Below are 25,899 nucleotides of genomic sequence, written 5' to 3'. Positions count from 1 at the left end.
ATCATGAGACAGCAAGCGAGCCCGTCCGGCGAACTCGGCGTTGTGGCGTTGGCTGCGAGGCCGGTTGCCTTTTCCGAGACGATCGGGCTGTTCATGCCGGCGGAGGGGCAGGCCGTTGCGGATGTGGGTGTCCTGTTCGTCAGCCCATGGGGTCTCGAAGAGATGTGCCTGCGCAAGTTCTGGCGCATCATCGCCGACGATCTGTCCATCCGCGGGATCGCGAGCCTGCGTTTCGACTATCCGGGAACGGGCGACGCCCTCGACCGAAGCGATTTCTCGGGCGGTCTGGCCATATGGGACGATGCCGTGGTGGCCGCAGCGGAAAGGCTTGCCGCGCTGTCCGGCTGTTCGCGTGTCGTGGTCGTGGCACAGGGCCTCGGGACGGTCGTCGCGCTTCGGACAATCCGGCGCATCGATGGCGTGGCCGGCTTTGTCGCCCTTGCGCCGGTTGCGTCCGGCCGTGCCTACCTCCGCGAAATGCAGATATGGGCTAAAATGGTGGAGGAGGGGCTCGGGATCGCCAAGGAGCACCGCGCCGCCGAGGGTGTCGTCATCGCCGGTCTTCCGATGCCGGAGGAGATTGCCGCCGACATACGCAAGTTCGGTCTTGCATCCTTGGAGGAGAAGCCTGCGCCGCAGTGCCTCGTGATGAAGCGCCCTGACCGGCCGAGTGACACCGAGTTCGCCGCGAAGCTTGTTGCACTGGGCGCGGCGGTCGCCGAGGCCGACTATCAGGGCTATGACGATCTCGTCTCAAATCCGGCGACGGCCGTGATGCCGCAAGCGGTGCGGCTGGCTTTGGTCGACTGGATCACCAAGCTGGCTTCGGCCTTTCCGCAAAAGCGTGACAAGCCGGTGCCGGAGACTGCCGCAGCCGTTCTCCACGGGCCCGGCTTTCGCGAGGAGGCCCTCACTTTCGGAGAGGGCGGAAGACTCTACGGAGTGCTGTGTGAACCGCTCGGCGATCGGAAGGGGGCGACCGTCCTGCTCGTCGGCACGGCCTATGACCGAGCCGCCGGTTGGGCGCGTTCCGGCGTCCGGCTAGCGCGCGATCTCGCTGCGCAGGGCATTCCGTCACTGCGCTTCGACACGGCCAATGTCGCCGACAGTCCGCCGGTCCCTGGCCTGCCGGACCAGGTTCTCTACCACGAGGCGCAATCCAATGACGTCCGTGCGGCAGTCGACGTGATCGAAGAACGCCATCTGCTGCCCGTCGTCACGAGCGGACGCTGCAGCGGTGCCTATCTCGCCTTCCGCAGCGCCCTGCAGGATGCCCGTATCCGGGGTGTCGTCGCCGTAAACCCCTTCGTCTTCTATTGGGACTCGAAGCGGGACATCGACGAATCCCTACGCTTCGTTCCGCGCACGCTCGGAGACTACAAGGGACGCCTGCTACAGGCGGAGACCTTCCAGCGACTGCTGCAAGGCCGGATCGACGTCGCCCGCGCAGCGACCAATATCGGGCGGGCTCTCGGGCGCCGGCTGGCACGGCATGCGATGCCGCTCATCCATATGCTGCCCCAGAACCGGGTCATGCGGCGGGAGGTGGTCGGTGCGTTCCATAAGCTGTCCGACAGGGGCGTGCCCGTCGCGCTTCTCTACAGTGAGAACGACGTCGGCCTCGATCATTTCGCGGAGCAGTTCGGGAGTTCGGCGAAGGGATTGCGGCGCTACAAGAACGTGAACTTCACCATTCTGCAAGGCGCGGATCACAACCTGACGCCGGAGCCCGCCCGGCTCTCCTATTTTGACACGTTGAGCGCTGTCGCGACCGCCCTTGATCCGCAGCCGTGACGTTTCCCGGTCGCGTTTTGCTCAGAAATGGAGGGTGGCCGATGTCCCGACCTGACTGATACTGCCGGTCGGTTTCTGGTCGCGGGTCGTGCCCGCGCGCGGCACCAACCGTATACGTTTTGCATGGCCCGGCGCCAGATGGAACCAGTCGTCATCGACTCTGTACCCATCGACCGAGATGTGGACGGACTGGGCGAGGCGATCTGTCCGCAGTTCCAGCAGCCAGTCTCCATCTTCATCGCGAAGAGCGGCCGAGATTTGCGCCTCGTGCCATGCCGCCGCGCGACCGAGCGGAAAATGAAAGGCTTCCGCGAGCAGTCTCCCCGAGGCTTCGTCTACGAGGTGCGCCACGGTGACGTCGTGCGACGGAGGGCCGAAACGGAAGGCGTAGGTTGTGTCGAAGAAGGCGCCGAAGAGATCGGTACACGGTATCGAGACCGTTCCTCTCGCGGGCAGAGTCAGGTTTCGCTCGCCGGCGACAACCTTCTGGCGTCCGTCACGCAGGCATGAAACGGACAGGCGTGCGGTGAGCGGCTGCGGGGCCTCGTTCACAACATGAACGTCGAGACCGTTTGTCCCTTCGTCCGTAAACGCGACATTGACGGGACGGAAGGCGCGTTTCAGCGCATACCACACCGGTTTCGGCTCTCCGGTCGAATCGATCACACCCCATCCAGGACCGGGAAGAAGGTCCTGAAAGGTCCAGACAAGCGCGCCATTACAGGGCGAGCCCGGGCGGCGCCATTCGGCGAACGTCTCGGTGACGACCTCCGCCGTTACCGCCCGTGAGAGGGCGAGATAGGAGGCAGGGTTCTCGCGGCGAAGGCGAGCGGGATCCTGCCCGTAGAGTTCGTGCAAATAGTGGTCGCGAATGTCTTCGAAATCCCAGGATGCGCCGCGGTCGCGCGGCACGCGCGCCTTCCAGCGGGGATCGTGAACCGGCGCGACCGGCAGATGGCGGTCGAGGGTTTCTTGCTGCGGCACATGGGCAAAGGCAAGGCATTCGGCGGCGAAGCGTACATTGGCCCGCCGCGCGTCTTCGAGCGGCCGGCAATAGGCGCCGACGCCGTAGTAATGGGTCACTCCCACATTGGGAGAGAAGGGCATGGCGCCTCCGCTCGGAGAATTCGCGACATAGGGGACATCGGGGCGAAGGGTGGCGGACACCCGCGGCAGGATCTCCTCGGTCAGCGGACCTTGCCATGTGCCGGCAGGTTGTCCCATCATCGCGGCCTGCTGATGGATCTCGCTACCGCCGCAGAGTACCGCAAGCGACGGAGAGCCCTGGACGGAGGCGAGTAACTGTCGCGTCTCGCGCTCTACATGGGCGACGCAGGCGGGATCGCCCACCGGATAGTCGTAATTGGCGAACATGAAGTCCTGCCAGACCATCAGGCCGAGCCGGTCGCAGAGACGGAAGAAATCCGCCGTCTCGTAGGCCATGGTGCCGCCGATGCGGATCATGTTCATGTTCGCTTCTGCGGCCTTGGCAAGCCACGGCGCATAGCTTTCCGCCGAGCCCGGCAGGCTGACGATGTCGGCACTGGTCCAGACGGCACCGCGACAGAAGACGGATTCGCCGTTGACCCTGAGTGCAAAATCCTTGCCGTCGGAACCACGTTCCACGGTGATCCGCCGAAAGCCGACCGGGCCGATCGAGAGGCGATGTGAGCCGCTCAGGATTTCGGCCTCGTGCAGCGCCGGCTTGCCATGCGTGCGCGGCCACCAGGCGGCGATGCCGGGAATTTCCAGCCGACCGCGCCAGATTTCGTCGGCGTCCCGGCGAAGCGGAGCCTCGTGCCCGCCGCAGGCGATCCGGGCATCGGCACCGAGATCGTCGCTCGCGTAGGAGACATCCAGAATGCCGGTGCCGCCGTCTTCGAGATCGGCGGTGATCCGCAAATCGGAGAGGGTAATGTCGGCGGGATGGATCAGCTTAACGGGTCGCCACGGACCGACCGGGTGTATGTCGGGGCACCAGCCGGGCATATGGCCGAGCAGGGTGGTGCGGATGAGCCGCAGGCCCTGATGGTCCATCATCTGCGGGCGCCAGCGGGCACGGGGACCGCGCTTGTCGAGATGCGGCTGCAGGGTGCGGAAACAGATCGCCAGTTCGTCGTTGCCGGTGACGTCAATCGGCAGGTCGTTCGCCTCGAACATGCTCTCCGAGGTGAACACCAGTACGCCGTTGATGAAGACCTCGGCGATTGTTGCGAGACCCTCGAAGCGCAGGATCGCCGGGCCGGGCGCCTCGCCCGCGAGCGAACGGAAATACCAGGCATCCTTGCCGTGCAACGGTTGCGGGGCCGAAGGATCGAAGAGACCAGCGGCCATCAGCGTCTGTGCGACGGTTCCGGGAACGGGCGCCGAAATACGTGACGCTTTGCCGTCGATCTCAGAGGGATGCGAATAGCGTCCGCTCTCCGTCAGGAGCAGGGTCCAGCCGCCCTCCAGCGAACGTTCATCCGCGCCGGGATAGATGCGATCCGCCATCGTTCGGCTCCCTCAGGCAAGCTGCTTGCCCAGTCCTTCCATCAGGTCGTCCCAGGCTTCCACAGCCGGCGCAAGCGCGCCGGCGAGCGGCTCGAACTTGCGCCGGGCGATCGCCCGGGCAAGCTGGAACTGCACGGATTTCGCCGTCTCGGAGATCTTCAGCGCCTGCTGGCGTTCGTCTTCGGTCGCGTTCGGGAGCAGCCATTCGAGATGGCTTGCGAGAAGCTCGAAATTGGCGCCGACCTGCCGCAGCGTGTTGAAGGCGTACTTATGAAAGAAGCCAAAGGGGCGTTCCGCGATGGCTTCGACCTGCTTGGGGAATACCTCGGCGAAGGCCGCGATCGGGTTTGCCGTCGGCCGCCGCGCGAAATGACGCCGGATCAGCGCGGTCGCGACCTCGCGCGTGGTGCGCTCGTCCGTCGGCTTCTCCGGGAATTTGGCGAACTCCGTATAGGGCAGGAACGGCAGTTCCTCATGCGATGCTTGGCGGTGGAAGAGACCGTCGAAGTCGTCGCCCTCGACATGGAAGAAACCGCCGTTGTGGAAATAGTCCATGCTGCGGTTCGTCGGGTCGAGACGGTTGATGGCAACCGTCGTCTTCCCGTGTTCCTGACCATAGCCGACGCCACGGGTGTCGGGCATGAAGAAGCTGTCCATCTCGACCAGGCAGAGCCGCCCACGGGCGATCTGCTCGGCGACATGGGCCTCGACCGTGTCGAAGATCGCGAGTTCCGTGCAGCGGATACCGTAGAGGCCTTCGAGATCCTCCAGCGGCACCTTGAAGAAGGTGAACTGGTCGCCCTCGAAGTCCTGGGTCAAGGTGAAGCCCAGCATCGCTTCGGGCGCGAGCCCGAGCGAGGCCAGTACCTCGATCCAGAGATCGACGTAACAGTTGGTCTCCGGCCAGATCCGCTCGCTTGCGTGAAGGGCATGCGGCTTGTAGCCGGCGGGGTCCAGCTCGGGAAAGACGGCAGCCATCGGCAGGTCAGCCCCAGAGTGCCTGGCGTACCGACGCCGGCCACTTTTCGGTATCGAGGCCGTGGTGGTGGAAGAGCGCCAATGCTATGCGCTCCAGCCCGAAGCCGACGCAGGCCGTGTGGGCGACCGAGCCGTCTTCGAGGTTCAGGCCCCATTTGGTTCCGAACGCGTCCTGATGGTAGTTGAAGCTCATGCAAGCGGTCGGGCTGGTCGTCGAGGTGATCGGGATCAACAGCTCGAACTTGAGGTTCTGGTCGCGCTGGTTGTTGGCGAGCATCTTGCCCGCACGCCCGAAGAAGGGATCGTTGGCGACGTCGATCTCGACCGGCAGCCCGACCTGCTTCATCATTTCGACGCCGCGATCCATCCAGGTCTGGCGGAAGTCGGTGACGTCCGCCTGGGTCCCCATGCGGACGTATTCGCGCATGCGGAACAGTTGCTGGCGTGCCGGGTCGTTGGAGGGTTCATGACGGAAGCAGTAGGACTGCAGGTCATAGAGACCGCCGCCAGGCGGCAGGTTGCCGCGCTTGGCGACCGTCGGATAGAGCGGGTAGCAGGCGGCCGGCGTCAGTACGATGTCGGTCGCCTTTTGCTCGGCGGTCCAGTCCTCGTCGGCATCCATGCATTTCAGCAGGCTGACATGATCGAGCTCGCCGCCGCAGAAGCTGTGCACCGTGCCGGCGAGCTGCGGGAAGCTCCGCATGTAGCCGCTCTTCTCGAAATAGGCGCGGTTCATGCCGGGCGGGAAGCGGATCGCTTCAGCACCGTCGGCGCCGCCGAAGCGGTCGATCAGCCGCTCGAACGCAGCGATCACGTCTTCGAAGCGGCCGCCGCGGCCGTAAAGTCCGTCGACGCCGGTCTCGATGAGGAGGCCGGAATCGAACAGGCGGTCGAGGAAACTTCTCTGCATGTCCATCAGTCTCACCCCAGCAAGCTTGTTTCTTGTTTGTGCACCAGAAGCATGTTCGACGTATTTCCGAGGATGCGGTCGTTGGAAATCATCAGCTGTGCCGAATGGGCGTCGCGCAGGTGGCGTCCGAGGCTGTAGGGCGTGCCGTTCTTGTAGCCCATGATGCCGCAGATACGCATGGCCTGGTTGATGATCGGCAGGATCATCTCGGAGGAGGCGATCTTGACGTTGTTCATTGCAACGGCAAAGCCCATCGAGGACAGCCGGTCCTGGTCCCTGCAGGCGTCTTCATAGGACCGCAGCCCACCGACGATGTTGGACCTGACGGCCTGAAGCTGGCTCGAAAGCTCCGCAAGCTGGACGAGGCCGGGAGGCTGCGTTCCGGGCGCCTTGCGAGCGGCCGCACGAACGAAGTTCTGGGCGCGTGTGAAAGCGTCGAGCGCGATGCCGTACCAGACGGAGCTCCAGAGGAGATGTGCGGCCGCGAGCATCGACTGCGCCGCGATCTCCGCGAATGGATGGGGCAGGATCTGTTCGGCAGGCGCCTCGCCGCGGAACATGAACCCGTCGGAGCAGGTGCCGCGCATGCCGAGCGTGTCCCAGACATGGGTCCTGTCGATCTTGTACTGGTCTTTCAGGAAGACGGTCATGACTTGGTCGGAGGAGGCGGCGTCCTTGTGGCTGCGCGAGGTAATCAGGATCGCGTCGGCTTCGATGCCGTAGGAGATGACCGTCGCATCCTTTTCGAGGAAGCAGCGGCCATCCTTCACCTCGATGGCGCAGATGCTGTTTCTCAGGTTTCCGCCGATGCCGGCTTCGGTCGTGGCGGAGCCGAGCAGCAGCTGTTCGGCGGCGACGCGGCGCATGAAGTTCCGGTGCCAGTCGGCGTCGTTGCCGTGGGTGACGAGGCTCGAGGTCTTGATCTGGTGCATCGCGAAGATCATTGCGCTCGAGGCGCATGCCTGACCGAGCGTCGAGCAAAGTTCGGCGATTTCCGTGATGGAAAGACCTTCGCCCCCGAGTTCCTCGGGGATCATGATGCCAAGCAGACGCTCGGCCTTCATTGCATCGATCGCTTCTCTCGGGAAACGGCTGTCGCGGTCGACCTCGTCGGCATAGGCGGCGGCGACGGTGGCCACATGATTGACGCGGCTCTTCAGGTTCTTCTCGGAAGAGGGGGCTGAGAGGTCCATCACGCGACCTTTCTGTCGGCCAGGATCGTCTTCACCGTGTTCTCGATGGCGGCGATGCTGGCGAAAGATTTGCGATTCAGCAAATGGTCTGGAAACTCGATATCGAAAGCTTCTTCAAGTCCGAGCATAAGCTGGACGGAAGCGAAAGAAGAAAGTCCGGCGGCGTAGAGATCGCCGTTGTCGTCGATCGTATCGACCGAGACAGGCAATCCGCCAAGTCTTGCGAGCAGAGCCCGAATTTCTCCGTTCATGTTATCCCCTTTCCCGAGATATACTTCTGATCACAGTGGTTTTGCGTTCTACGGGTGAAAGCATAAGATTCCGCTAAACGCCGTAGTTAAACAAAAATGACCACAAGAATGGTCGTCGGCGGGCGATGGAAAACTGCAAACTGTCCCCGCGTGCCGGCGGCGAGAGCCTCAGGCCGGACCGAAGGAAAAGCCGGCTATTCCCTTACAGGATAGTGGTGGGTCCTGCCTTGTGGGTCAGTGACGCAGTAGCCCCCGTCCGGATCGCCGGTCAGCGCCCGCTCGCTGATCTCGACCTTGCCGTGGCCACCGGGAATGTCGAGGATGTAGGCGGGAATGCAGAGGCCGGAAATCCGTGCCCTGAGGGCGCGCACGAGCGCCTGGCCTTCCTTGATCGACAGCCGGAAATGGCCGGTGCCGGGCGCGAGGTCCGGATGGTGGAGGTAATAGGGCTTGATGCGGTTCTCGACGAAGGCGCGCATCAGCTCTTCGAGCACCCTCACGTCGTCGTTGACGCCCTTCAGGAGCACGGTCTGGCTCACCATTACGATGCCGGCGTCGACCAGACGGGCGCAGGCTTTCCGGGCGGCCTCCGAGAGTTCGCGCGGATGGTTCGCATGTAGGGCGACGTAAACCGTCTTGCCGCTCTGTCTCAGAGCGTCGATCATCGCGTCATCGATCTTTTCCGGGTCGATGACAGGCACGCGGCTATGGAGGCGGACGATCTTCACATGCGGGATCGTCGCCAGCTGCCGCATGATCTCGGCGAGGCGCCGTGGCGAGAGGACGAGCGGATCGCCGCCGGTCAGGATGACCTCCCAGATCTCGGCGTTTGCCCGGATGTAGTCGAGGGCGGCGGACAGTTGCTCGGGCGTCAGCGTGCCGTCCCCCTGCGGGCCGACCATCTCGCGACGGAAGCAGAAGCGACAGTAAACCGGGCAGACGTGAACGACCTTCAGCAGCACCCGGTCGGGGTAGCGATGGACGATGCCAGGCAGCGGTGTGAACGGCCGGTCGCCGATCGGGTCGTCCCGTTCTTCCTCGGTCCGGACGAGCTCGGCGGCGGTCGGGACGAACTGTGCTGCAATCGGGTCGCGCGGATCGGACGGGTCGATGAGGCTCGTCATCGCCGGGGTGAGGGCGATCGCGTAGTGCTCGGCGACCGCGATTGCTGCCGCTTCTTCATCGGCAGTGATCAGGCCCGTCGCGACGAGTTCGTCGACGGTCGTGATGCTGCGGGCCACCATCATCCGATCTCCGCGACCGGTGCCCACAGGACATGCTCGATCCGTGGTGCGCCGGTTGCCAGCATCGCCAGCCGGTCGAAGCCGAGCGCGATGCCGCTTGCTTCCGGCATGATGTCGAGGGCGGCAAGGAAATCCTCGTCCAGGGGATAGGTCTCGCCGTAAACACGCTGTTTTTCGGTCATCTCGGCCTCGAACCGCCGGCGCTGCTCGGCCGCATTCGTCAGTTCGCCAAAGGCATTGGCGAGTTCCACGCCACAGGCATAGACCTCGAAGCGCTCGGCGACCCGGCGATCCCGTCCGGACGGGCGGGCAAGTGCCGCCTCGCACACCGGATACTCGTCGAGGATCGTCGCCCGTCCGTTGCCGAGGTTCGGCTCGATCTTCTCGACCAGCACGCGGCTGAAGAGATCGGCCCAGGTATCGTCCTCGGCGAAGCGGATGCCGGCCTGGCGCAGGCCGGCGGCCAGACGATCGCGGTCTGTCGCACCGCTCTCTTCGACGGAGCCGAGCAGGTCGATCCCCGCGAAACGGTCGAAGGCTTCGGCGACGCTCAGCCGTTCCGGTTCCACGAACGGGTCGACAGTGCGCCCCCGCCAGGTGAACGCACGCGTCTTCGTCGTCTCGGCTGCGAGCGCCAGAACGTCGGCGCAGTCGGACATCAGGTGCTCGTAGGATTCGCCGGCACGGTACCATTCCAGCATCGTGAACTCGGGATGATGCAGCGGACCGCGCTCGCGGTTGCGATAGACATGGGCAAAGCAGGCGATGCGCTTCTCGCCGGCGGCGAGCAGCTTCTTGCAGGCGAACTCCGGCGAGGTGTGCAGGAAGAGCGGTGCTGTCCGTCCGTCGGGGCCGGTCGCGGCGGTCGCGAACGCATGAAGATGCGCTTCGTTGCCCGGCGAAACCTGCAGAGTCGCGGTGTCGACCTCGACGAAGTCGCGCTCGGCGAAAAAGGTCCGCAGCTTCGCCTGGATCGCATTGCGTCCGAGGAGAAACGGGCGGCGATCGGCGTGGGTCGACGGCGTCCACCAGGGCGGCGTGGCGGTGCTTCGGCCGATCATTGCGTCTTTCTCGAAGGTTGTTGCATCGTGGGCTGGCAATTTCGCGGATTTTGGGTTAGTTGCGCCCAGGAAAAGTTTCGAAGATGTCCCGGGGCGGATGGGCGTCCTTTACGACGGGTCTTTCGCAGATACAAGGAATTCCAATGGTCAAGATTATCGCTTCCTCCGTCCGCAAGGGCAATGTTCTCGAAGTCGACGGCAAGCTCTACGTCGTGCTCACAGCCGAAAACTTCCATCCGGGCAAGGGCACCCCGGTCACGCAGGTGAACATGCGCCGCATCGTCGACGGCGTGAAGGTGTCCGAGCGCTGGCGCACCACCGAGCAGGTCGAGCGCGCCTTCGTCGAGGACCTGAACTTCCAGTTCCTTTATGAGGACGGCGAAGGCTTCCACTTCATGAACCCGGAAACCTATGACCAGGTTGTCGTCGACGTGGAAACCATGGGCGACCAGAAGGCCTATCTGCAGGAAGGCATGACCTGCGTTCTGTCGATCCACGAAGGCGTACCGCTCGCCGTCGAGCTGCCGCGTCACGTCACGCTCGAAATCGTCGAGACCGAGCCGGTCGTGAAGGGTCAGACGGCCTCCTCGTCCTACAAGCCGGCGATGCTGTCGAACGGCATTCGTACCATGGTGCCGCCGCACATCGACGCCGGCACCCGCGTCGTCATTGCGACCGAAGACAATTCCTACGTCGAGCGCGCGAAGAACTAAGGCTCGCATCTGCCACAATACAGAAAGCCCCGGAATGGTGACGCCATTCCGGGGCTTTCCTGTCTGCGTATGCCTCAGATTTCTATGCCGAGGCACATATACTTGATCTCGGTGTAGTCATCGATCCCGTACTTCGAGCCTTCGCGGCCGAGACCGGACTGCTTGATCCCGCCGAAGGGAGCGACCTCCGTGGAGATCAGGCCGGTATTGACGCCGACCATGCCGTATTCGAGAGCCTCCGCGACACGGAAGATCTTCGAGACGTCCTTCGAGTAGAAGTAGGAGGCCAGCCCGAACTCGGTGGCGTTGGCGAGCTCGATCACTTCCTCTTCGGTCTCAAACTTGAAGAGCGGCGCCACCGGGCCGAAGGTTTCCTCGACCGCAACCTTCATCTCGGAGGTCACGCCCGTCAGGATGGTCGGCTGGAAGAACAGGCCGCCTTGTTCGGCCGCCTCGCCGCCGATCGCGACCTTGGCGCCCTTCGAAACGGCGTCGGAGACGTGCTCCCTGACCTTCTTCAGCGCGTTCTCATCGATCAGCGGGCCGGTGGTCACGCCTTCCGCGAAACCGTCACCGACCTTCATCTTCGATACCCGCTCGGCAAGCTTGGCCGCGAAGGCGTCATAGACGCCCGCCTGCACGTAGAGCCGGTTGGCGCAGACGCAGGTCTGGCCGGCATTGCGGTACTTCGAGACCATGGCACCTTCGACGGCGGCGTCGAGGTCCGCGTCGTCGAAGACGATGAAGGGCGCATTGCCGCCGAGCTCGAGGCCGAGCTTCTTGATCTGGTCGGCGCCCTGACGCATCAGGATCCGACCGACGTTTGTGGAGCCGGTGAAGGTGAGCTTGCGAACCTTGTCGTTGTCGCAGAGTTCCTTGCCGACCATGGCGGCGTCGGTTGCCGTCACGACGGAGAAGACGCCGGCCGGGAGGCCGGCCCGCTCGGCGAGGATGGCGAGCGCCAGCGCTGAAAGCGGCGTCTGCGCGGCCGGCTTCGACACCATGGCGCAGCCGACAGCGACGGCCGGCGCCATCTTGCGGGCCAGCATGGCGTTCGGGAAGTTCCACGGCGTGATTGCGCCGACGACACCGACCGGCTGTTTGATCACGAGGATCCGCTTGTCCGGCTGGTGGCCGGGGATCGTGTCGCCGTAGACGCGCTTGGCTTCCTCGCCGAACCACTCGACATAGGAGGCGCCGTAGAGGATCTCGCCGCGGGCCTCGGGCCAGGGCTTGCCCATCTCCGTTGTCAGAATGGTCGCAAGGTCGTCGGCATTCGCGACCATCAGGTCGTAGAGCTTGCGAAGCACCGCCGCACGCTCCTTGCCGGTCTTGCGGGCCCATGCCTTCTGCGCCTTGTGGGCCGCGTCGATTGCGCGGGCCACTTCAGCCTTGCCGAGGTCGGGCAGGGTGGCAATGACTTCGCCGTTCGCCGGGTTCATCACATCGAAGGTCTTGCCGCTTTCGCTCTGCGAAACCCAGTCGGCGCCGACCAGGGCCCGATCCGTCGCAAGCGACGGATCCTTGAGCCTGGATGCCAGGCTGTTCGAAATGGCCATTACTTCGCCTCCTGCGCGCATTCGCGGATCGAGCTCTCGATCACGTCGAGCGCTTCGTTGAAGACCTCGTCCTGGATAGTGATCGGGGCGAGGAAGCGGATGACGTTGGAGTAGACGCCGCAGGTCAGCAGGATGACACCCTTTTCCAGCGCCCTCAAGCGGACCGCATTGGTGAAGTCCGCATTCGGCTTGGTCGAACCCGGCACGGCAAACTCGACGGCGACCATGAAGCCGGGGCCGCGGATATCGGAGATCTGGGCGACGTCGGAGCGCAAGGCCTGAAGGCGCTGCTTCAGGCGGGCGCCGAGCTGGTTGGCACGATCGCAGAGCTTTTCTTCCTCGATCACGTCGAGCACGGCGTGGGCTGCGGCGATCGCAAGCGGGTTGCCGGCATAGGTGCCGCCGAGACCGCCGGGGCCGGGCGCATCCATGAGGTCCGCGCGACCTGTCACTGCCGACAGCGGGAAGCCGCCTGCCAGGCTCTTGGCCATCGTTACCAGGTCGGCCGCGACGTCGTGGTGCTGCATCGCGAAGAGCTTGCCGGTGCGGGCAAAGCCGGTCTGCACCTCGTCGGCGATCAGCAGGATGCCGTGTTCGTCGCAGATCTGGCGCAGCGCCTTCATCAGAGCGCGGGGCACTTCATAGAAGCCGCCTTCGCCTTGAACCGGTTCGACGATGATGGCTGCCACGCGCTTCGGATCGACATCGGCCTTGAAGAGCTTGTCGAGAACGTCGAGCGAGGTCTCGACACTGATGCCGTGCATCTCGATCGGGAAGGGGACGTGGAAGACGTCGCCCATCATCGGACCGAAGCCGACCTTGTACGGGACGACCTTGCCGGTCAGCGCCATGCCCATGAAAGTGCGGCCGTGGAAGCCGCCGGTGAAGGCGATCACCGCGGAGCGGCCGGTGGCGCAGCGGGCGATCTTGATGGCATTCTCGACGGCTTCGGCGCCGGTGGTCGCAAAGATCGTCTTCTTCGGGAAGTCGCCGGGAAGGAGATTGTTGAGCCGCTCGGCAAGCGCCACGTAGTTCTCGTAGGGCATGACCTGGTGGCAGGTGTGGGTGAAGCAGTCGAGCTGCTTCTTGACCGCGTCGATCACCTTCGGATGGCGGTGGCCGGTGTTGAGCACGGCGATGCCGGCGGCGAAGTCGATATAGCGGCGTCCTTCGACGTCCCAGACTTCGGCATTTTCGGCCTTTGCCGCATAGACCTGTGTCGTCATGCCGACGCCGCGGGAGATGGCCTCGTTCTTGCGGGCTGAGATTTCGGAGTTTTTCATCGTCAAAAATTCCTCTGGTGAGCGTGTTGGCCTTCGACGCGGCCTTTGGGTGATCGCAAGGCTGCAATATTTCCTACATTTTTTCTGTAGACTTGCAATATGCTCTATCGCAATTATCACACATGGAAGCGACACCGGGAACTGGAGCCCGACCCCCCATGGACGATATCCGCTTCAGGATTGCCGAGGCCGCCCGGATGGCGGGGGTCTCCCCATCCACCCTGCGGCTTTGGGAGACACAGGAGCTCATACGCCCGATCCGTACACCGTCGGGGCAGCGGCTCTATGACCATGACCTGATCGAACGGCTGAAGACCATCGCCTGGCTCCGCAGCGAGAAAGGCCTCAATCCGGCGGCGATCCGCGAGACGTTGCCGGAGGAGGGGATGGCCGAAGAGGAAGAAAGCGACAGAGGTCCTTCCGGCGAGCCTGCAGAGGACGGGGGGGAGGTGCCGATCGGCCTCAAGGTCCGGCATCTGCGCCGGCAGGCGGGCAAGACGCTCGAGGCGGTCGCTCAGGCGACCGAGGTCTCCATTTCCCAGCTTTCGACCTTCGAGCGGACCTCACAGGGGCTTTCCTTCACTGCCCTGCATGCGGTCGCCACCTGCCTCGGCACGACGATCGCTTCGCTCGGCGGTCGGGAGAAGCGGGACGCGCGCGAGTCGCTGATCCGCGAAGGCAAATGGCCGAGTTGGCCGACGACCGCCTCCGGCGTCACCATCCAGACGCTAGCCGAGGGCAACAATATGATGGAATGCCATCGCTTCCAGCTGGCACCCGGCGCGTCGAGCGAAGGCGCCTATCAGCATGAGGGAGAGGAATTCATCCACGTCCTAGCCGGCAGTCTCGCCATCGTCCTCGACGGCGACCAGTTCTTCGATCTCCATGCTGGCGACAGCTTCTATTTCGAAAGCCGCAGACCGCATTCCTGGCGAAACAGCTTCGACGGCGAAACGGTGCTCATCTGGATCAACACGCCGGCGACCTTCTGACCATCTCGGCGGAAGACAGAAACACCCGGCAACCGCTTGGGGCTGCCGGGTGTCGAAACGTGTTTCCGTGTGGTGCTGCGGCTTACTTCTTGGCCGCAACCTTCACCGGCTTGTCGAAGGCGTAGCCGCCACCGATCGCGACATTGAGCGCAACATAGTCGGCGGCCATCTGCTGCACCGCCTGGGCGAGGTTCGCCTGGGCGGTGGCGACCGAACGCTGTGCGTCGAGAACGTCGAGCAGCGAGGACGCACCGTCCTTGTAGCTCGCCGTCGAGAGCGATAGCGCTTCTTCGTAAGAGCGGACGGTTGCCGTCAGCGCGCTCACCGTCCGGCTGTCGCGGTTGACGGCAGCGAGCGCATTCTCGACCTCTTCGACCGCGTTCAGCACTGTCGCCTTCCAGGCGAGATACTGTTCGCGCGCGCTGGAATTGGCGATGTCGACATTGGCCCGCAGGCGTCCGCCGTCGAGGATCGGCAGCGTGAGGCTCGGGCCGAACGCCCAGGAGGTGAGGCTGCCGCTCAGCGACTTGGTCGACAGGAACGACGGGCTGATTGTGCCGCCGAGTGTAATCGTCGGGTAGAGCTGGGCCTCCGCAACGCCGATCTCGGCGACGGCGGCGGCGAGCTGGCGCTCCGCCTGGCGTATATCCGGACGATTGCGGATCAGGTCGGCGGGAACGCCGGCATTCACGCTGCGGCGGGCGACCGGCTGCGGCGCGCCCTTCTGAAGGTCGGAAACGAGCGCAGAGGCCGGCAGCCCGAGCAGCGTCGCCATGTGGTGTGCCGCCTTTCGGAAGTTGGTCTCGTAGCCCGGCAGTTCGGAAAGCGTGGAGTTGACCAGGCCTTCGGCCTGGACCACGTCGAGGCGCGAGGCGGCGCCGGCTTCGAGCTGCAGCTTGGTGAGCTCAAGGGTTTCCCGGCGCGAGGCGATGTTCTTGCGGGCGATCGCCAGCCGTTCCTGGTAGTAGCGGGCGTTGATGTAGGAGGTGACCAGATCCGAAAGGTAGGCGAGCCTTGCCACGTCGGCGCTGGCGTAGGCCGCGTCCACGGACGCCTCGGCGCTCTCCTTGGCGCGCTTGTACTGGCCGAACAGGTCGAGAAGCCAGGAGATGTTGAGCCCGCCGCTCGCCGCCGACGTCGTGTCGGTGGTGCGGTCGGCGTAATCGTCTGTGCCCTTCGTTCGGCTCACCGTTTCGTCGGCGGAGCCGGTAAGGTTCGGCAGGGCGCCGGAGCCGGCGACGACCACGTTCGCTTCGGCCGCCGTGATGCGTTCCATCGCCTGCAGGATGTCGAGGTTCTGGGAGAGCCCCTGCTGGACGAGGCCGTCGAGGCGGCGGTCGTTGAAGGCGGTCCACCAGGACGTCATTGTGACGTCACCGGCGCTCTTGGTGCTGCCTTCGCCAAACTTCTGCGGCAATGGCGTTTCAGGCGGCGTATGCTCGGGGCCGGAGACACATCCGGCTAGGAAAAGCATGGCAAGTGGCGCGGCTACGCGAATGGACTTCATTGTGTGATCCTGTGAATACACTCGTGTTGTCGGCGCGGGGGAAGTCGGGAACGACCGCCATCCCCCGCCGCCAATGCTTGTTCATTTCCGGTGGAATCGGCCCCGGTGATTTGGCGACATTAGCAAGTCCGCGCTTATCATGACAGGGCCTCTTGTCCTTTTGCACGGATGACGAGCCGGCGGACGATGACAAAGAAAGACGGCACGAAGAAGATGCCGAGTCCCGTCGCCGCGAGCATGCCGCCGAGAACGCCGATCCCGATCGAGTTCTGAGCGGCGGAACCGGCACCGGTCGCGACCGCCAGGGGGACGACGCCGAGGATGAAGGCGAGCGACGTCATGATGATCGGGCGAAGGCGCAGTCGGGCCGCTTCGAGCGTGGCGTCGATGAGCGACACGCCGTGCGCCTGCCGTTCTCTGGCAAACTCCACGATCAGGATCGCGTTCTTCGCGGCGAGGCCGATGGTCGTCAGCAATCCCACCTTGAAGTAGACGTCGTTCGCCTGGTTGAAGAAATAGGCCGCGGCGAGTGCGCCGAGCACGCCGACCGGCACCGCCATGATGACGGAGAACGGGATCGACCAGCTTTCGTAGAGGGCAGCCAGGCAGAGAAAGACGATCAGCACAGAGAGGCCGTAGAGCAAGGGAGCCTGGGAACCGGACAGGCGTTCCTGATAGGAGATGCCCTGCCAGGCGACGGAGTAACCACCGTCGAGGCTAGCCGTCAGCCGTTCCATTTCGTCCATTGCGTCGCCGGAGCTAACCCCCGGGCCCGCCGCGCCGTCCAGCGAGATGGCACTGGTGCCGTTGAAGCGCGCCAGAGTGGGCGGACCGCCAACCCAGGAAACCTGGCTGAACGCGGAGAAGGGCACCATTTCGCCGGCCGTGTTGCGAGCATACCAGTGACCGAGGTCGTCCGGCTGCATGCGATACGGAGCGTCGCCCTGCACGTAGACAGGTTTCAGTTCGTTGTTGAGCGTGAAGTCGTTGACGTCGCGGCCGGCGAAAATCGTCGACAGCATGGAATTGACCGATGCGAGGTCGAGCCCCATGGCGCCCATTTTTTCCTGATCGAGCAGGATCTTCAGCTGGCTTTCGGCATCCGGGCTATTGGACCGGAGCGAGCTGACCTTAGCGTTTGCGCTGCCCAGCCCGAGGAGCTTCTTCGATGCGGCGGTCAATGCCTCCGTACCTGTATTGCCGTTGTCGACGAGATACATGGAGAAGCCGCTGGACGTGCCGAGACCGGGAATCGCCGGCGGCTGGAGAGGAAAGGCCATGGCGTCGCGCAGGGTGAAGAAGTAGCCCATGGCGCGCTGGACCACGGCAGAGGCGGCCAGTTCCGGAGTCGTGCGCTCCTCGAACTCCTTGAGCTTGGCGAAGACCAGCGCATAATTCTGGCCCTGGCCGACGAAGCTGAAGCCGGACACGGCGAAGACGTCCTGAACCGCACCCTTTTCTTTTTCGAGATAATAATCCTCGATCTTCTTGATGACTTCTTCTGTGCGCGCCGTCGTCGCGCCATTCGGCAGCTGGACGATCGTCATCAGTACGCCCTGGTCTTCCTGTGGCAGGAAGGAGCTCGGCATGCGTATGAAGATCCAGGCGCAACCGCCGATGACGACGGCGAACATCAGCATGACGCGCAGCGGGCGCTTGAGAAGATAGCCAATGCTCGAGACATAGCCGCCCGTCGTCCGGTCGAAGTTGCGGTTGAACCAGGCGCCCGGTCCGCGACGCTCCTTGGTGTGGTCGATCGGCTTCAGCATCGTGGCGCAGAGCGCCGGCGTCAGCACGATGGCCACGACTGCGGAGAGCAGCATGGCCGAGACGATGGTCACCGAGAACTGGCGGTAGATGATACCGGTGGAGCCGCCGAAGAAGGCCATCGGAATGAACACGGCGGTAAGGACGAGAGCGATGCCGACGATCGCGCCGGTGATTTCGCCCATTGACTTTTCCGTCGCCTCGACCGGCGACAGGCGCTCTTCGGACATGATGCGTTCGACGTTCTCGACGACCACGATGGCGTCGTCGACGAGCAGGCCGATCGCCAGCACCATGGCAAACATGGTGAGCGTGTTGATCGAATAACCGGTCAACGCCAGAATCCCGAAGGTACCGAGCAGAACGACGGGCACGGCGATCATCGGAATGATCGTGGCGCGCAGGTTCTGCAGGAAGATCAAGAGAACGAAGAAGACGAGGACGATCGCCTCGATCAGCGTGTGAACCACCTTCTCGATCGAGAGCTGGACAAAGGGCGAAGTATCGTAGGGATAGGTGATGACGACATTTTCGGGCAGATTCGGAGCGATCGCGGCCAGCGCGGTCTTTACGCGAGCCGCCGTGTCGAGGGCGTTGGCGCCGGTTGCCAGGTTCACCGCGAAGCCGGTTGCTGGATTGCGGTTGGCCCGCGTATTCGTCGAATAGCTCTCTTGCCCGATCTCGATGCGGGCGACGTCGCTGAGGCGAACGGTGGCGCCGTCGGTCTCGACCTTCAGAATGATCGATTCGAAGTCCGAAACGTTCTGTAGCTGGCTCTGAGCAGTCACCGTCACATTTAGCTGCTGGCCGGCCGCGACAGGCTGGCCGCCGAGCGATCCTACAGAGACCTGCGTGTTCTGCGCCTGAATGGCGGTGGTGATATCGGTCGGGGTCAGCTGGAACTTGTTCAGCTTGAACGGGTCGAGCCAGACGCGCATGGCGTAGCCCGTACCGAACACCTGAATGCTGCCGACGCCTTCGAGACGCTTGATCTGGTCTTCGATCTGGGTGGAGAAGATATCCCCGAGTTCGACCGGCTTGCGCTTTGCGTCAGTGGAGACCAGTGCGCCGACCAGAAGAATACTCGATGTCGAACGGGTCACCTCGATGCCGGCAGTCTGCACGACGTCGGGGAGCTGCGACTGTACGAGCTGCAGCTTGTTCTGCACCTGGACCTGGGCGATATCGGGCTCGATGCTGTTGCCGAAGGTCAGCGTGACCGTCGCCCGGCCAGTGCTGGACGACGAGGTCATGTAGGTCAGGTCGTCAAGGCCGGTCATGCCGTCCTCGATGATCGACGTCACCGATTTTTCGACAGTCTCGGCGCTGGCGCCATTATAGGTCGCGGAAATGCGCACGGTGGTCGGTGCGATCTCCGGATACTGAGAAATCGACAGGGTCGAGATTGCCAGAGCGCCGCCCAGCATGATCACGATCGCGATCACCCAGGCAAAGATCGGGCGGTGGATAAAAAATTTGGCCATTGGTTACCCCTTAGCGCCTGTATACTGTCCGCTGAGCCGCAAAATCACGGCTTTGCGGCCGGGGTTGCTTCCGTTGCCTTGGGTGCTTCGACAACGAAGCCCTTTGCATCGACAGTCGCTTCCACCGGAGCTACCGGCGCGCCGTCGCCGATCCATTGGAAGCCGTCGACGATCAGCTTGTCGCCGTCGGTGATGCCTTCCGTGACCAGCCAGTTGTTGCCAGAAACATTGCTCTCGGAGAAGGTGCGTGTCTCCACCGTGTTCTGCGCATTTACGAACTTGGCGATCAACTGGCCCCGGGCATCGCGCATGGCGGCCCGCTGCGGGATCAGATAGCCGTTTTCCTTGCCGACCGTGACGCTGGCGCGGACATACATGCCCGGCAGGATCATGTTGTCCGGGTTGTCGAACACGGCGCGGATCGAATAGGTGCCGGTCGTCTGGCTGACGGCCATGTCCGACATGTCGAGCTTGCCGACATGCGGATACTCAATGCCGTCCTCGAGCGTCAGGTGGATGTCGGCCGTGTCGTTGCCGCTGCCCTCGTTCAACCGTCCGGCGGCGATCGATTGCTTCAGACGCAGCAGGTTTGCGCTCGATTCCGTCAGTTCGATGTAGATCGGGTCGAGGCGACGCAGTGTCGTCAGCGCATCCGTCTGGTTGGCGGTCACGACGTTGCCAATCGAGAAATTCGAGGCGCTCGTAACGCCCTCGAAGGGCGCACGGATTTCGGTGAGGTTGAGGTTGATCTGCGCGGAGTTCAATGCCGCCTTGGCCTCGGCCACATCTGCCTTTGCCTGCAGCAGGGTGACCTTGGCGTTTTCGAATTCGATTTGTGTCGCGCCGCTGCCGACCAGCCGCTCGTAACGGGCGAGATTGGCTTCCGCACTCGGAACGCTGGCCTCGGCCTTGGAAAGGCTGGCTTCCGCCTGAGCGACCTGGGCGCGATAAGTATCGTCCTCGATCTTGTAGAGGAGTTCGCCCTCCTTCACTTCGCCGCCTTCTTTGAAGGCGATTTCCTTGATGATGCCACTGACGCGCGGCCGAATTTCGGCGACCTGGAAGGCGGCGGCACGTCCCGGAAGCAAGGTGGTCAGCGGTTGTTCGGCCTTCTTCATGATGACGACGCTGACTGGCGACGGCGGCCGCTCCGCCCCCGCGCCAGCGCCGGCCTTTTGATCGCCGGAATCATTGCAGCCCGCCAGTGCGGCGGTCACGAGCAGGAACAGAGAAGGCAGCAGAAAACGTCTGGACATCAGTTCTTTCCGAAAAGAGGCGTGCACGAGAGGATCGGCAGGGCCGACGAAATAGCAGGCGTCAATTTTTATAGGCCATGTCCATCCCGGACAAGGGACGGCGACGGCATAATTCCGCGTCGTCCTAGCGTCGCTGGACGGGAGGCGATGCAAAGTGACGTAATAATGGTATCGTCACTTTGCAAGCGGATTTTGCAGTGCGGTATCGATCAGAGCGACAACTTCACGGCAACGTGTTGCCAATATGTCTGCCTTTTCCCGGGCGATCAATACCGGGTGGAGCACGCAGGCCAGTGCCAGAGTCGCAATTTCGGCGGCCTTGCGGCTGTCCTTGACGTGGTAGACGCCGCTTTCGACGCCCGCCTCGATGATTAGGGCAATGTCGTCGATAAGCATCTCGCGGTACTGCTCGGCGCAGGGCAGTTCCTGACCGGCCGAGAAAACGATCATCTCGAAGAGGTGCGGGCTCTTCTGCAGATCCCGCAGATGGCTTTCCATCAACTGTTCGACGAAGTGGAGGAGGCGCTCCGGAGGAGCCTTGTGGTCGTCCGGCCGGGCGAGCCGTTCGATCATCGATTCGAGATGGCGAACCGAAATGGCATCGACGAGATGCGTCTTCGAATGGAAGTGCTTGAACACATTGGCCGGCGACATGCCAAGTACTGCGGCGACGTCCGCCACCGCAACGTTCGTGAAGCCCTTGGTGCGGAACAGTTCCTCGGCCGTGTTGAGGATGTCCTCGCGCGTCTCCGCCGCCGGGCGACGCGGCTTGCGTGGGCTTCGCGCGGTGCGCGCGCCGGTCCGTCCTTTGCTCGACGGGAACGCTTCCTCTTTCGGCGCGATCGCCAACGTTTCACTCAGCTCCTTGGAAAGTAGCGATCGAGATTTGCGCGAACCCTTGCCAGCGGCGTTTCCCCGCTGTCGTCCGGCACGAACGTCTCGCCGGTGATTGCCTCATATGCTTTTATATAGACCTTCGAGGTGTCCTCGACCAGTTTCGCCGGAATTTCCGGAACTTCGTCCTTGTAAGGATCGCAGCGCTCGGCGACCCACGACCGGACGAAGTCCTTGTCGAAGCTCGCCGGGCGTTCGCCCTTCTCGAAGTGCTCGGGATAACTGTCGGCGATCCAGTAGCGGCTGCTGTCCGGCGTGTGGATCTCGTCGGCGAGGATGATGGTGCCGTCCTTGTCGGTGCCGAACTCGTATTTGGTGTCGACGAGGATGAGCCCGCGCTGGGCGGCGAGCTTCTGGCCGCGAGCGAAGAGCGCCAGCGCGTAATCCGAAAGCGTGTCCCACTGCTTCTGCGTCAGAAGCCCGGTCGAGACGATCTGTTCCGGCGTCAGCGGCTCGTCGTGGCCGCCATCGAAAGCCTTGCTGGTCGGGGTGATGATCGCCTGCGGCAGGACCTGGTTATCGCGCATGCCGTCCGGCAGCCGGATTCCGTACATTTCCCGCTGACCGGCCTTGTAGAGCGTGAGGATGGAGGTGCCCGTCGTTCCCGCGAGGTATCCCCGCACGACGATTTCGACCGGAAGGATGTCGAGCTTCTTGCCGACGACGACGTTCGGGTCAGGATAGTCCAGCACGTGGTTCGGACAGATGTCCTTCGTCTGTTCGAACCAGTACCGGGCCGTCTGGGTCAGCACCTGTCCCTTGTAGGGAATGCAGGTCAGAATGCGGTCGAAGGCACTCAGTCGGTCGGTGGAGATGATGATGCGCCGGCCGTCCGGAAGATCGTAGTTTTCACGAACCTTGCCACGATAGTAGTTCGGCAGTTCGGGGAAGTAGGCTTCGGAGAGAATGCGCAATGGCCTCGCCCTTCTGATGTCATGGAACGGACGCCGGTCGTCCTCGCCGGACCCTTAGTTTTCCGCCCGGTTTTGTCAAGCGAGGCCTTCGGCGGAAGGAAAGCCAAGGCGCTTTGGCCGGCGCTTATCAAAAGAAAAAAGCGCATGGCCCGACGTCCATGCGCTTTCCTGGTTTTGTGACAGGCGGCAACCGCCAGCCGGACTCAGGCGAAGGTCAGACGATCGACCTCGGTCATGCGGTAGACCAGCCCGTTCGCGCGGAAGCCCTTAATCACCGACACGGCGGTGAAGGTGATGAACGCTTCGACGACGAAGACCGGGAAATAGGCGGCGACCCAGGCGGCCCAGTCGGTGAGGGCGACCGCATCGTTGGAGATCATCAGCCAGAAGCCGACCATCGCCGAGACGCCCGCATAGTAGACGGCGTCGATGCGCAGGACCTTGCCGAGATTGAAGCGGTCGCGCAGCTTCGCATCGAAGAGCCGGCGGCCGAAGCTGTAGTGGACAGCGATCATCGGCACCATCAGGGAAAGCGCGTTGACGCCGAGATGCGGGATGTCGCCCGGCTCGAACAGGAAAGCCTGCAGGACGAGACCGAGCGCGAAGCCGAGCATGGCCGGCGCAAAACCGAAGAGCATGTAGATGGTCGTCGCGCCGATCAGGTGCAGTTCGGACGGGCCGACCGGCAGGTGCCAGGCCTGCATCAGGGCGGAAAACACCACCGCGGAGACGAGGGCCTTCGGCACGACCAGCGGATTGCGCACGACGGCCGGCAGCTGGGATGCGACGACGCCGAGGGCGGCCGCGTTCGCAAGGGCGATACGAACCGGATCGATAATTCCAACTTCAATATGCATTCTATTGCCTTTCCTCCGCGCCCACCGCGCGGAATTGCTTGAGACGCCACGGAAATCGTGGCCGAAGCGATGGCAGGTCTCCTGGCTCGCGGGTCTCGGCTCGGTCCGCCTTATCAACCGTTTCCGGCCAATGGCATGCTGGACGTCGCTCTCCGCTCACAGTTGCGGGGGCAGCTACGGTCTCGGCCCCTGATGGGTAATCCTCACCGTATTCCCTTTTCATCCACCACTTCGCTTTCGTCGGGTGGAACCATCGCTGGTTTTGAATAAGCCTGCAGTTCGATTGGCGACGCGGGATGGGCTGTTGCGGCCGGGACCACGAGCTTTCTTGATGCAGACCGTGTCGTGATAGTCGATCACGTGGACGCGGGCAATCCGCCATGAACGGATACGGGCCAAAATGCCGCATTGCAGCGCCTCTTCACGGCGTCTAGTGGGTTGACGAAAGTCAAGGCTGCCGGTGAAGAAAGGAAATCCGATATGCTCGCAAGAATGGTTTACAGTGTTCCGGTCTTCGGATGGATGCTCAGGGAAGCCTTTACCGGACCGACTACGGCCAAGCTTCTCTTTATCCTCAACCTGGTCCTGGTCTGGCTTCTCGCTATTGCGTACTTCGGCTACCCGGCAATCATCCTGCCGGCCCTGACCGCCGTGCCGGTGATCTTTACGACCCTGATCGTGATCACCAAGGGCTGACATCGCCTCAATTGTCCCATGCAGACGGCCGGGGGAGGTTCCCCCGGCCGTACCGTGTCAGGCGAGCGTATACTGTGTCTTCACGACCGTGAAGAATTCGGCCGCGTAACGGCCCTGCTCGCGGGAGCCGAAGGACGACGCCTTTCGACCGCCGAAGGGAACGTGAAAGTCGACGCCCGCCGTCGGCAGGTTCACCATCACCATGCCGGCTTCGGCGTTGCGGCGGAAATGGGTCGCCTGCTTCAGGCTCGTCGTCGCGATGCCAGAGGACAGGCCGAAGGGCGTGTCGTTGGCGACGCTCAGCGCCTCTTCATAGTCCTTTACGCGAATGACGGTGGCGACCGGCCCGAAGATTTCTTCCCGTGCGATCCGCATCTGGTTGTCGACCTCGGTGAACAAGGCCGGCTGAAGATAGAAGCCCGGTGTTTCCCGGTTGAGGCGCTCGCCGCCGAAAGCGAGGTTCGCGCCTTCCTTGCGTCCGATCTCTATATAGTCCATGTCCTGTGCCAGTTGCCGCTCGTCGACGACCGGGCCGATGTCCGTGCCGGTCTTCAGCGCGTTGTCGACTTTCAGCGCATGGAGCCGTTCGGTGACGGCACTGACGAAGCGATCGTGGATGCCCTCGGTGACGATCAGCCGCGAAGACGCGGTGCAGCGCTGGCCTGTCGAGAAGAAGGAGGAGTTTACCGCCGCATTCACCGCGACGTCGAGATCGGCGTCGTCAAGGACGACGAACGGATTCTTGCCGCCCATCTCGAGCTGGTACTTGCGGCCGTGTTCGACGGACGCGACGGCGATCCGCTTGCCGGTTCCGACCGACCCGGTGAAGCTGATGCCGGCGAGATCGGGGCTGTCGAGCATCGCCTGGCCGATGACCGAGCCCTTGCCCATCACGAGGTTGATGACGCCCTTGGGCAGACCGGCACGATCGAGAATGTCGACGATCGCCCAGGCACAGCCCGGCACGAGCTCGGCCGGCTTGAAGACGACCGTGTTGCCGTAGCAGAGCGCTGGGGCGATCTTCCAGGCTGGAATGGCGATCGGAAAGTTCCAGGGTGTAATGAGGCCGACCGGACCGATCGGCTCGCGGGTGATCTCCACGCCGATGTTCGGCCGCGCCGAGGGCAAGACCTCTCCCGCGAGCCGCAGGCATTCGCCAGCGAAGAAATCGAAGATCTGGCCGGCCCGGACCGTCTCTCCGAGCGCTTCGGGCAGAACCTTGCCCTCTTCGCGCGCGAGCAGCGCGGCGAGCTCGTCCTTGCGGGCCATGATCTCGTCGCTCGCCTTTCGCAGGATCGCGTGGCGCTCCAGGATGCCCGAGCGCGACCAGGCGGGAAAGGCCGCCTTGGCGGCGGCAATCGCCGCTTTCATGTCCTCGGGAGTGCCACGAGCATAGAGCCCGACGACATCATTGGTGTCGGAGGGGTTTCGGTTCTCGATCGCGTCAGCGCCGGTCCATTCGCCGGCAATGAAGTTCTTGTGCATGGTCATTGATCGTACTCCGCTTCTCTCGGCTCGGCGGCAACGGCTTGTGCAACCGGCTCCTATGGGGCGGCTGAAAACTGTCAGGCCCACGGAAGAATGGCAAGTCTGATATATCTGGTTGCGATCATGACTCTCTCATGCGCGAGCCGGTCACGGCCAGCCGGCTTAGCCCGCCGGCTCTCCTGTCCCGTCCTGCCGTTGCCTGCGACAATGCTCTGCCGGTGCGCGGCGGGGAGACAGGCCGGCTTTTCGCTTGAAAAGCTGACTGAAGTAGGTCGCATCGTGAAAGCCGAGGCTCTCGTGATCCCGGGAATGGTTCGTGGACGTGCCGCAGACATATTGACCCCGTGGGCAGACGATTTTGCGGCTGCGATGACGGCGGTCACCAAACGCACCATTGGACCGGGCGCTCCCCTTGTGAGCGAGGGTCCGGACAACCTTCTTCGGCCGATTCCCGGCGAATTCAAATAATATGTTTAATATCAATATATTACGCGAAAATGTCAGTTTTCTGACAAAAGGTTGTTGACTTGTTTGAGGGGGTAGGATTATACATCCGCTCACTGAC

At 63.2% G+C, this 25,899-nt stretch carries 20 protein-coding genes and 1 riboswitch; of the genes, 4 read left to right on the top strand and 16 right to left on the bottom strand.

Going from position 1 to position 25,899, the window contains the following annotated elements:
• The first annotated feature begins 3 nt into the window (after window positions 1-3).
• Window positions 4-1,794, top strand: coding sequence for an alpha/beta fold hydrolase (locus ACM6UT_RS16445; protein ID WP_416798426.1), 1,791 nt, complete (start codon window positions 4-6; stop codon window positions 1,792-1,794).
• A 21-nt stretch (window positions 1,795-1,815) separates the two neighbouring features.
• Here ACM6UT_RS16445 and ACM6UT_RS16440 read toward each other — a convergent pair whose 3' ends face one another.
• The 7 genes from ACM6UT_RS16440 to epmA form a co-directional block, all read right to left on the bottom strand.
• Window positions 1,816-4,287 carry a glycosyl hydrolase 2 galactose-binding domain-containing protein gene (locus ACM6UT_RS16440; RefSeq protein WP_416798425.1) on the bottom strand — a complete coding sequence of 824 codons (2,472 nt, stop codon included), beginning with the start codon at window positions 4,285-4,287 and terminating at the stop codon, window positions 1,816-1,818.
• Between the two features lie 12 nt (window positions 4,288-4,299).
• Entirely contained in the window at window positions 4,300-5,265 is a 966-nt protein-coding gene (locus ACM6UT_RS16435; protein ID WP_416798424.1) for a DUF1839 family protein, read from the bottom strand.
• Window positions 5,266-5,272: 7 nt separating this feature from the next.
• Window positions 5,273-6,181 carry an amino acid--[acyl-carrier-protein] ligase gene (locus ACM6UT_RS16430; RefSeq protein WP_416798423.1) on the bottom strand — a complete coding sequence of 303 codons (909 nt, stop codon included), beginning with the start codon at window positions 6,179-6,181 and terminating at the stop codon, window positions 5,273-5,275.
• 5 nt (window positions 6,182-6,186) lie between these two features.
• Complete coding sequence (locus ACM6UT_RS16425; protein ID WP_416798422.1) at window positions 6,187-7,368, bottom strand: acyl-CoA dehydrogenase family protein; 1,182 nt, start codon at window positions 7,366-7,368, stop codon at window positions 6,187-6,189.
• Complete coding sequence (locus ACM6UT_RS16420; RefSeq protein ID WP_416798421.1) at window positions 7,368-7,619, bottom strand: acyl carrier protein; 252 nt, start codon at window positions 7,617-7,619, stop codon at window positions 7,368-7,370. Before ACM6UT_RS16420 ends, ACM6UT_RS16425 begins: the two co-directional genes overlap by 1 nt.
• 194 nt (window positions 7,620-7,813) lie before the next feature.
• Entirely contained in the window at window positions 7,814-8,866 is a 1,053-nt protein-coding gene (locus ACM6UT_RS16415; protein WP_416798420.1) for a lysine-2,3-aminomutase-like protein, read from the bottom strand.
• Window positions 8,863-9,924, bottom strand: coding sequence for an EF-P lysine aminoacylase EpmA (gene epmA, locus ACM6UT_RS16410; protein WP_416798419.1), 1,062 nt, complete (start codon window positions 9,922-9,924; stop codon window positions 8,863-8,865). The genes ACM6UT_RS16415 and epmA overlap by 4 nt, the downstream gene beginning before the upstream one ends.
• Before the next feature lie 143 nt (window positions 9,925-10,067).
• Here epmA and efp point away from each other — a divergent pair, with 143 nt between their 5' ends.
• The gene (efp, locus tag ACM6UT_RS16405) at window positions 10,068-10,637 is read left to right on the top strand and encodes an elongation factor P (protein WP_416798418.1); all 570 of its coding nucleotides are present in this window, start codon (window positions 10,068-10,070) and stop codon (window positions 10,635-10,637) included.
• A 74-nt stretch (window positions 10,638-10,711) separates the two neighbouring features.
• Here efp and ACM6UT_RS16400 read toward each other — a convergent pair whose 3' ends face one another.
• Together ACM6UT_RS16400 and ACM6UT_RS16395 are read right to left on the bottom strand one after the other, a co-directional pair.
• Window positions 10,712-12,196: an NAD-dependent succinate-semialdehyde dehydrogenase gene (locus ACM6UT_RS16400; RefSeq protein ID WP_416798417.1), complete on the bottom strand. Its 1,485-nt coding sequence runs from the start codon at window positions 12,194-12,196 to the stop codon at window positions 10,712-10,714.
• On the bottom strand, window positions 12,196-13,479 hold the full coding sequence (locus ACM6UT_RS16395) for a 4-aminobutyrate--2-oxoglutarate transaminase (RefSeq protein ID WP_416798416.1): 1,284 nt from the start codon (window positions 13,477-13,479) through the stop codon (window positions 12,196-12,198). The genes ACM6UT_RS16400 and ACM6UT_RS16395 overlap by 1 nt, the downstream gene beginning before the upstream one ends.
• A 158-nt stretch (window positions 13,480-13,637) precedes the next feature.
• On the opposite strand from ACM6UT_RS16395, the gene ACM6UT_RS16390 reads away from it, so the two are divergent.
• Window positions 13,638-14,471, top strand: a complete 834-nt coding sequence (locus ACM6UT_RS16390; protein WP_416798415.1) for a MerR family transcriptional regulator — start codon at window positions 13,638-13,640, stop codon at window positions 14,469-14,471.
• 82 nt (window positions 14,472-14,553) lie between these two features.
• Here the strand turns inward: ACM6UT_RS16390 and ACM6UT_RS16385 are convergent, their stop codons facing one another.
• The 6 genes from ACM6UT_RS16385 to ACM6UT_RS16360 all read right to left on the bottom strand — a co-directional run bounded on the left by ACM6UT_RS16385 (window position 14,554) and on the right by ACM6UT_RS16360 (window position 23,150).
• Window positions 14,554-15,978, bottom strand: coding sequence for an efflux transporter outer membrane subunit (locus tag ACM6UT_RS16385; protein WP_416798414.1), 1,425 nt, complete (start codon window positions 15,976-15,978; stop codon window positions 14,554-14,556).
• Between the two features lie 137 nt (window positions 15,979-16,115).
• Window positions 16,116-19,229, bottom strand: a complete 3,114-nt coding sequence (locus ACM6UT_RS16380) for an efflux RND transporter permease subunit (RefSeq protein ID WP_416798413.1) — start codon at window positions 19,227-19,229, stop codon at window positions 16,116-16,118.
• A 44-nt stretch (window positions 19,230-19,273) separates the two neighbouring features.
• Window positions 19,274-20,485 carry an efflux RND transporter periplasmic adaptor subunit gene (locus tag ACM6UT_RS16375; protein ID WP_416798412.1) on the bottom strand — a complete coding sequence of 404 codons (1,212 nt, stop codon included), beginning with the start codon at window positions 20,483-20,485 and terminating at the stop codon, window positions 19,274-19,276.
• Window positions 20,486-20,659: 174 nt separating this feature from the next.
• Window positions 20,660-21,334, bottom strand: coding sequence for a TetR family transcriptional regulator (locus ACM6UT_RS16370; RefSeq protein WP_416798411.1), 675 nt, complete (start codon window positions 21,332-21,334; stop codon window positions 20,660-20,662).
• 8 nt (window positions 21,335-21,342) lie between these two features.
• Window positions 21,343-22,293, bottom strand: a complete 951-nt coding sequence (locus ACM6UT_RS16365; RefSeq protein ID WP_416798410.1) for a phosphoribosylaminoimidazolesuccinocarboxamide synthase — start codon at window positions 22,291-22,293, stop codon at window positions 21,343-21,345.
• A 203-nt stretch (window positions 22,294-22,496) separates the two neighbouring features.
• A complete protein-coding gene (locus tag ACM6UT_RS16360; protein ID WP_416798409.1) occupies window positions 22,497-23,150 on the bottom strand; it encodes an energy-coupling factor ABC transporter permease in 654 nt (217 codons plus the stop codon).
• A 54-nt stretch (window positions 23,151-23,204) separates the two neighbouring features.
• Window positions 23,205-23,420: riboswitch (cobalamin riboswitch) on the bottom strand.
• Window positions 23,421-23,630: 210 nt separating this feature from the next.
• On the opposite strand from ACM6UT_RS16360, the gene ACM6UT_RS16355 reads away from it, so the two are divergent.
• Window positions 23,631-23,846, top strand: coding sequence for a hypothetical protein (locus ACM6UT_RS16355; protein ID WP_182306243.1), 216 nt, complete (start codon window positions 23,631-23,633; stop codon window positions 23,844-23,846).
• Window positions 23,847-23,903: 57 nt separating this feature from the next.
• Here the strand turns inward: ACM6UT_RS16355 and ACM6UT_RS16350 are convergent, their stop codons facing one another.
• Entirely contained in the window at window positions 23,904-25,337 is a 1,434-nt protein-coding gene (locus ACM6UT_RS16350; protein WP_416798408.1) for an aldehyde dehydrogenase family protein, read from the bottom strand.
• Window positions 25,338-25,899: the final 562 nt, after the last annotated feature.

The sequence above is a fragment of the Ciceribacter azotifigens genome (assembly GCF_048159625.1).
GTDB classification, from domain to species: domain Bacteria; phylum Pseudomonadota; class Alphaproteobacteria; order Rhizobiales; family Rhizobiaceae; genus Allorhizobium; species Allorhizobium azotifigens.
The sequence above is the reverse complement of the archived record's forward strand: the minus strand, read 5'-3'. Positions and strand labels throughout refer to the sequence as shown.

Bases quoted from the DNA above. Each gene is read 5' to 3' on its own strand.
- ACM6UT_RS16380 (WP_416798413.1), bottom strand. From the start codon at position 19,229: ATGGCCAAATTTTTTATCCACCGCCCGATCTTTGCCTGGGTGATCGCG.
- ACM6UT_RS16420 (WP_416798421.1), bottom strand. From the start codon at position 7,619: ATGAACGGAGAAATTCGGGCTCTGCTCGCAAGACTTGGCGGATTGCCT.
- ACM6UT_RS16415 (WP_416798420.1), bottom strand. From the start codon at position 8,866: ATGATGGTGGCCCGCAGCATCACGACCGTCGACGAACTCGTCGCGACG.
- ACM6UT_RS16360 (WP_416798409.1), bottom strand. From the start codon at position 23,150: ATGCATATTGAAGTTGGAATTATCGATCCGGTTCGTATCGCCCTTGCG.
- ACM6UT_RS16440 (WP_416798425.1), bottom strand. From the start codon at position 4,287: ATGGCGGATCGCATCTATCCCGGCGCGGATGAACGTTCGCTGGAGGGC.
- ACM6UT_RS16385 (WP_416798414.1), bottom strand. From the start codon at position 15,978: ATGAAGTCCATTCGCGTAGCCGCGCCACTTGCCATGCTTTTCCTAGCC.
- ACM6UT_RS16395 (WP_416798416.1), bottom strand. From the start codon at position 13,479: ATGAAAAACTCCGAAATCTCAGCCCGCAAGAACGAGGCCATCTCCCGC.
- ACM6UT_RS16425 (WP_416798422.1), bottom strand. From the start codon at position 7,368: ATGGACCTCTCAGCCCCCTCTTCCGAGAAGAACCTGAAGAGCCGCGTC.
- epmA (WP_416798419.1), bottom strand. From the start codon at position 9,924: ATGATCGGCCGAAGCACCGCCACGCCGCCCTGGTGGACGCCGTCGACC.
- ACM6UT_RS16430 (WP_416798423.1), bottom strand. From the start codon at position 6,181: ATGGACATGCAGAGAAGTTTCCTCGACCGCCTGTTCGATTCCGGCCTC.
- ACM6UT_RS16400 (WP_416798417.1), bottom strand. From the start codon at position 12,196: ATGGCCATTTCGAACAGCCTGGCATCCAGGCTCAAGGATCCGTCGCTT.
- ACM6UT_RS16350 (WP_416798408.1), bottom strand. From the start codon at position 25,337: ATGACCATGCACAAGAACTTCATTGCCGGCGAATGGACCGGCGCTGAC.
- ACM6UT_RS16445 (WP_416798426.1), top strand. From the start codon at position 4: ATGAGACAGCAAGCGAGCCCGTCCGGCGAACTCGGCGTTGTGGCGTTG.
- efp (WP_416798418.1), top strand. From the start codon at position 10,068: ATGGTCAAGATTATCGCTTCCTCCGTCCGCAAGGGCAATGTTCTCGAA.
- ACM6UT_RS16375 (WP_416798412.1), bottom strand. From the start codon at position 20,485: ATGTCCAGACGTTTTCTGCTGCCTTCTCTGTTCCTGCTCGTGACCGCC.
- ACM6UT_RS16355 (WP_182306243.1), top strand. From the start codon at position 23,631: ATGCTCGCAAGAATGGTTTACAGTGTTCCGGTCTTCGGATGGATGCTC.
- ACM6UT_RS16435 (WP_416798424.1), bottom strand. From the start codon at position 5,265: ATGGCTGCCGTCTTTCCCGAGCTGGACCCCGCCGGCTACAAGCCGCAT.
- ACM6UT_RS16390 (WP_416798415.1), top strand. From the start codon at position 13,638: ATGGACGATATCCGCTTCAGGATTGCCGAGGCCGCCCGGATGGCGGGG.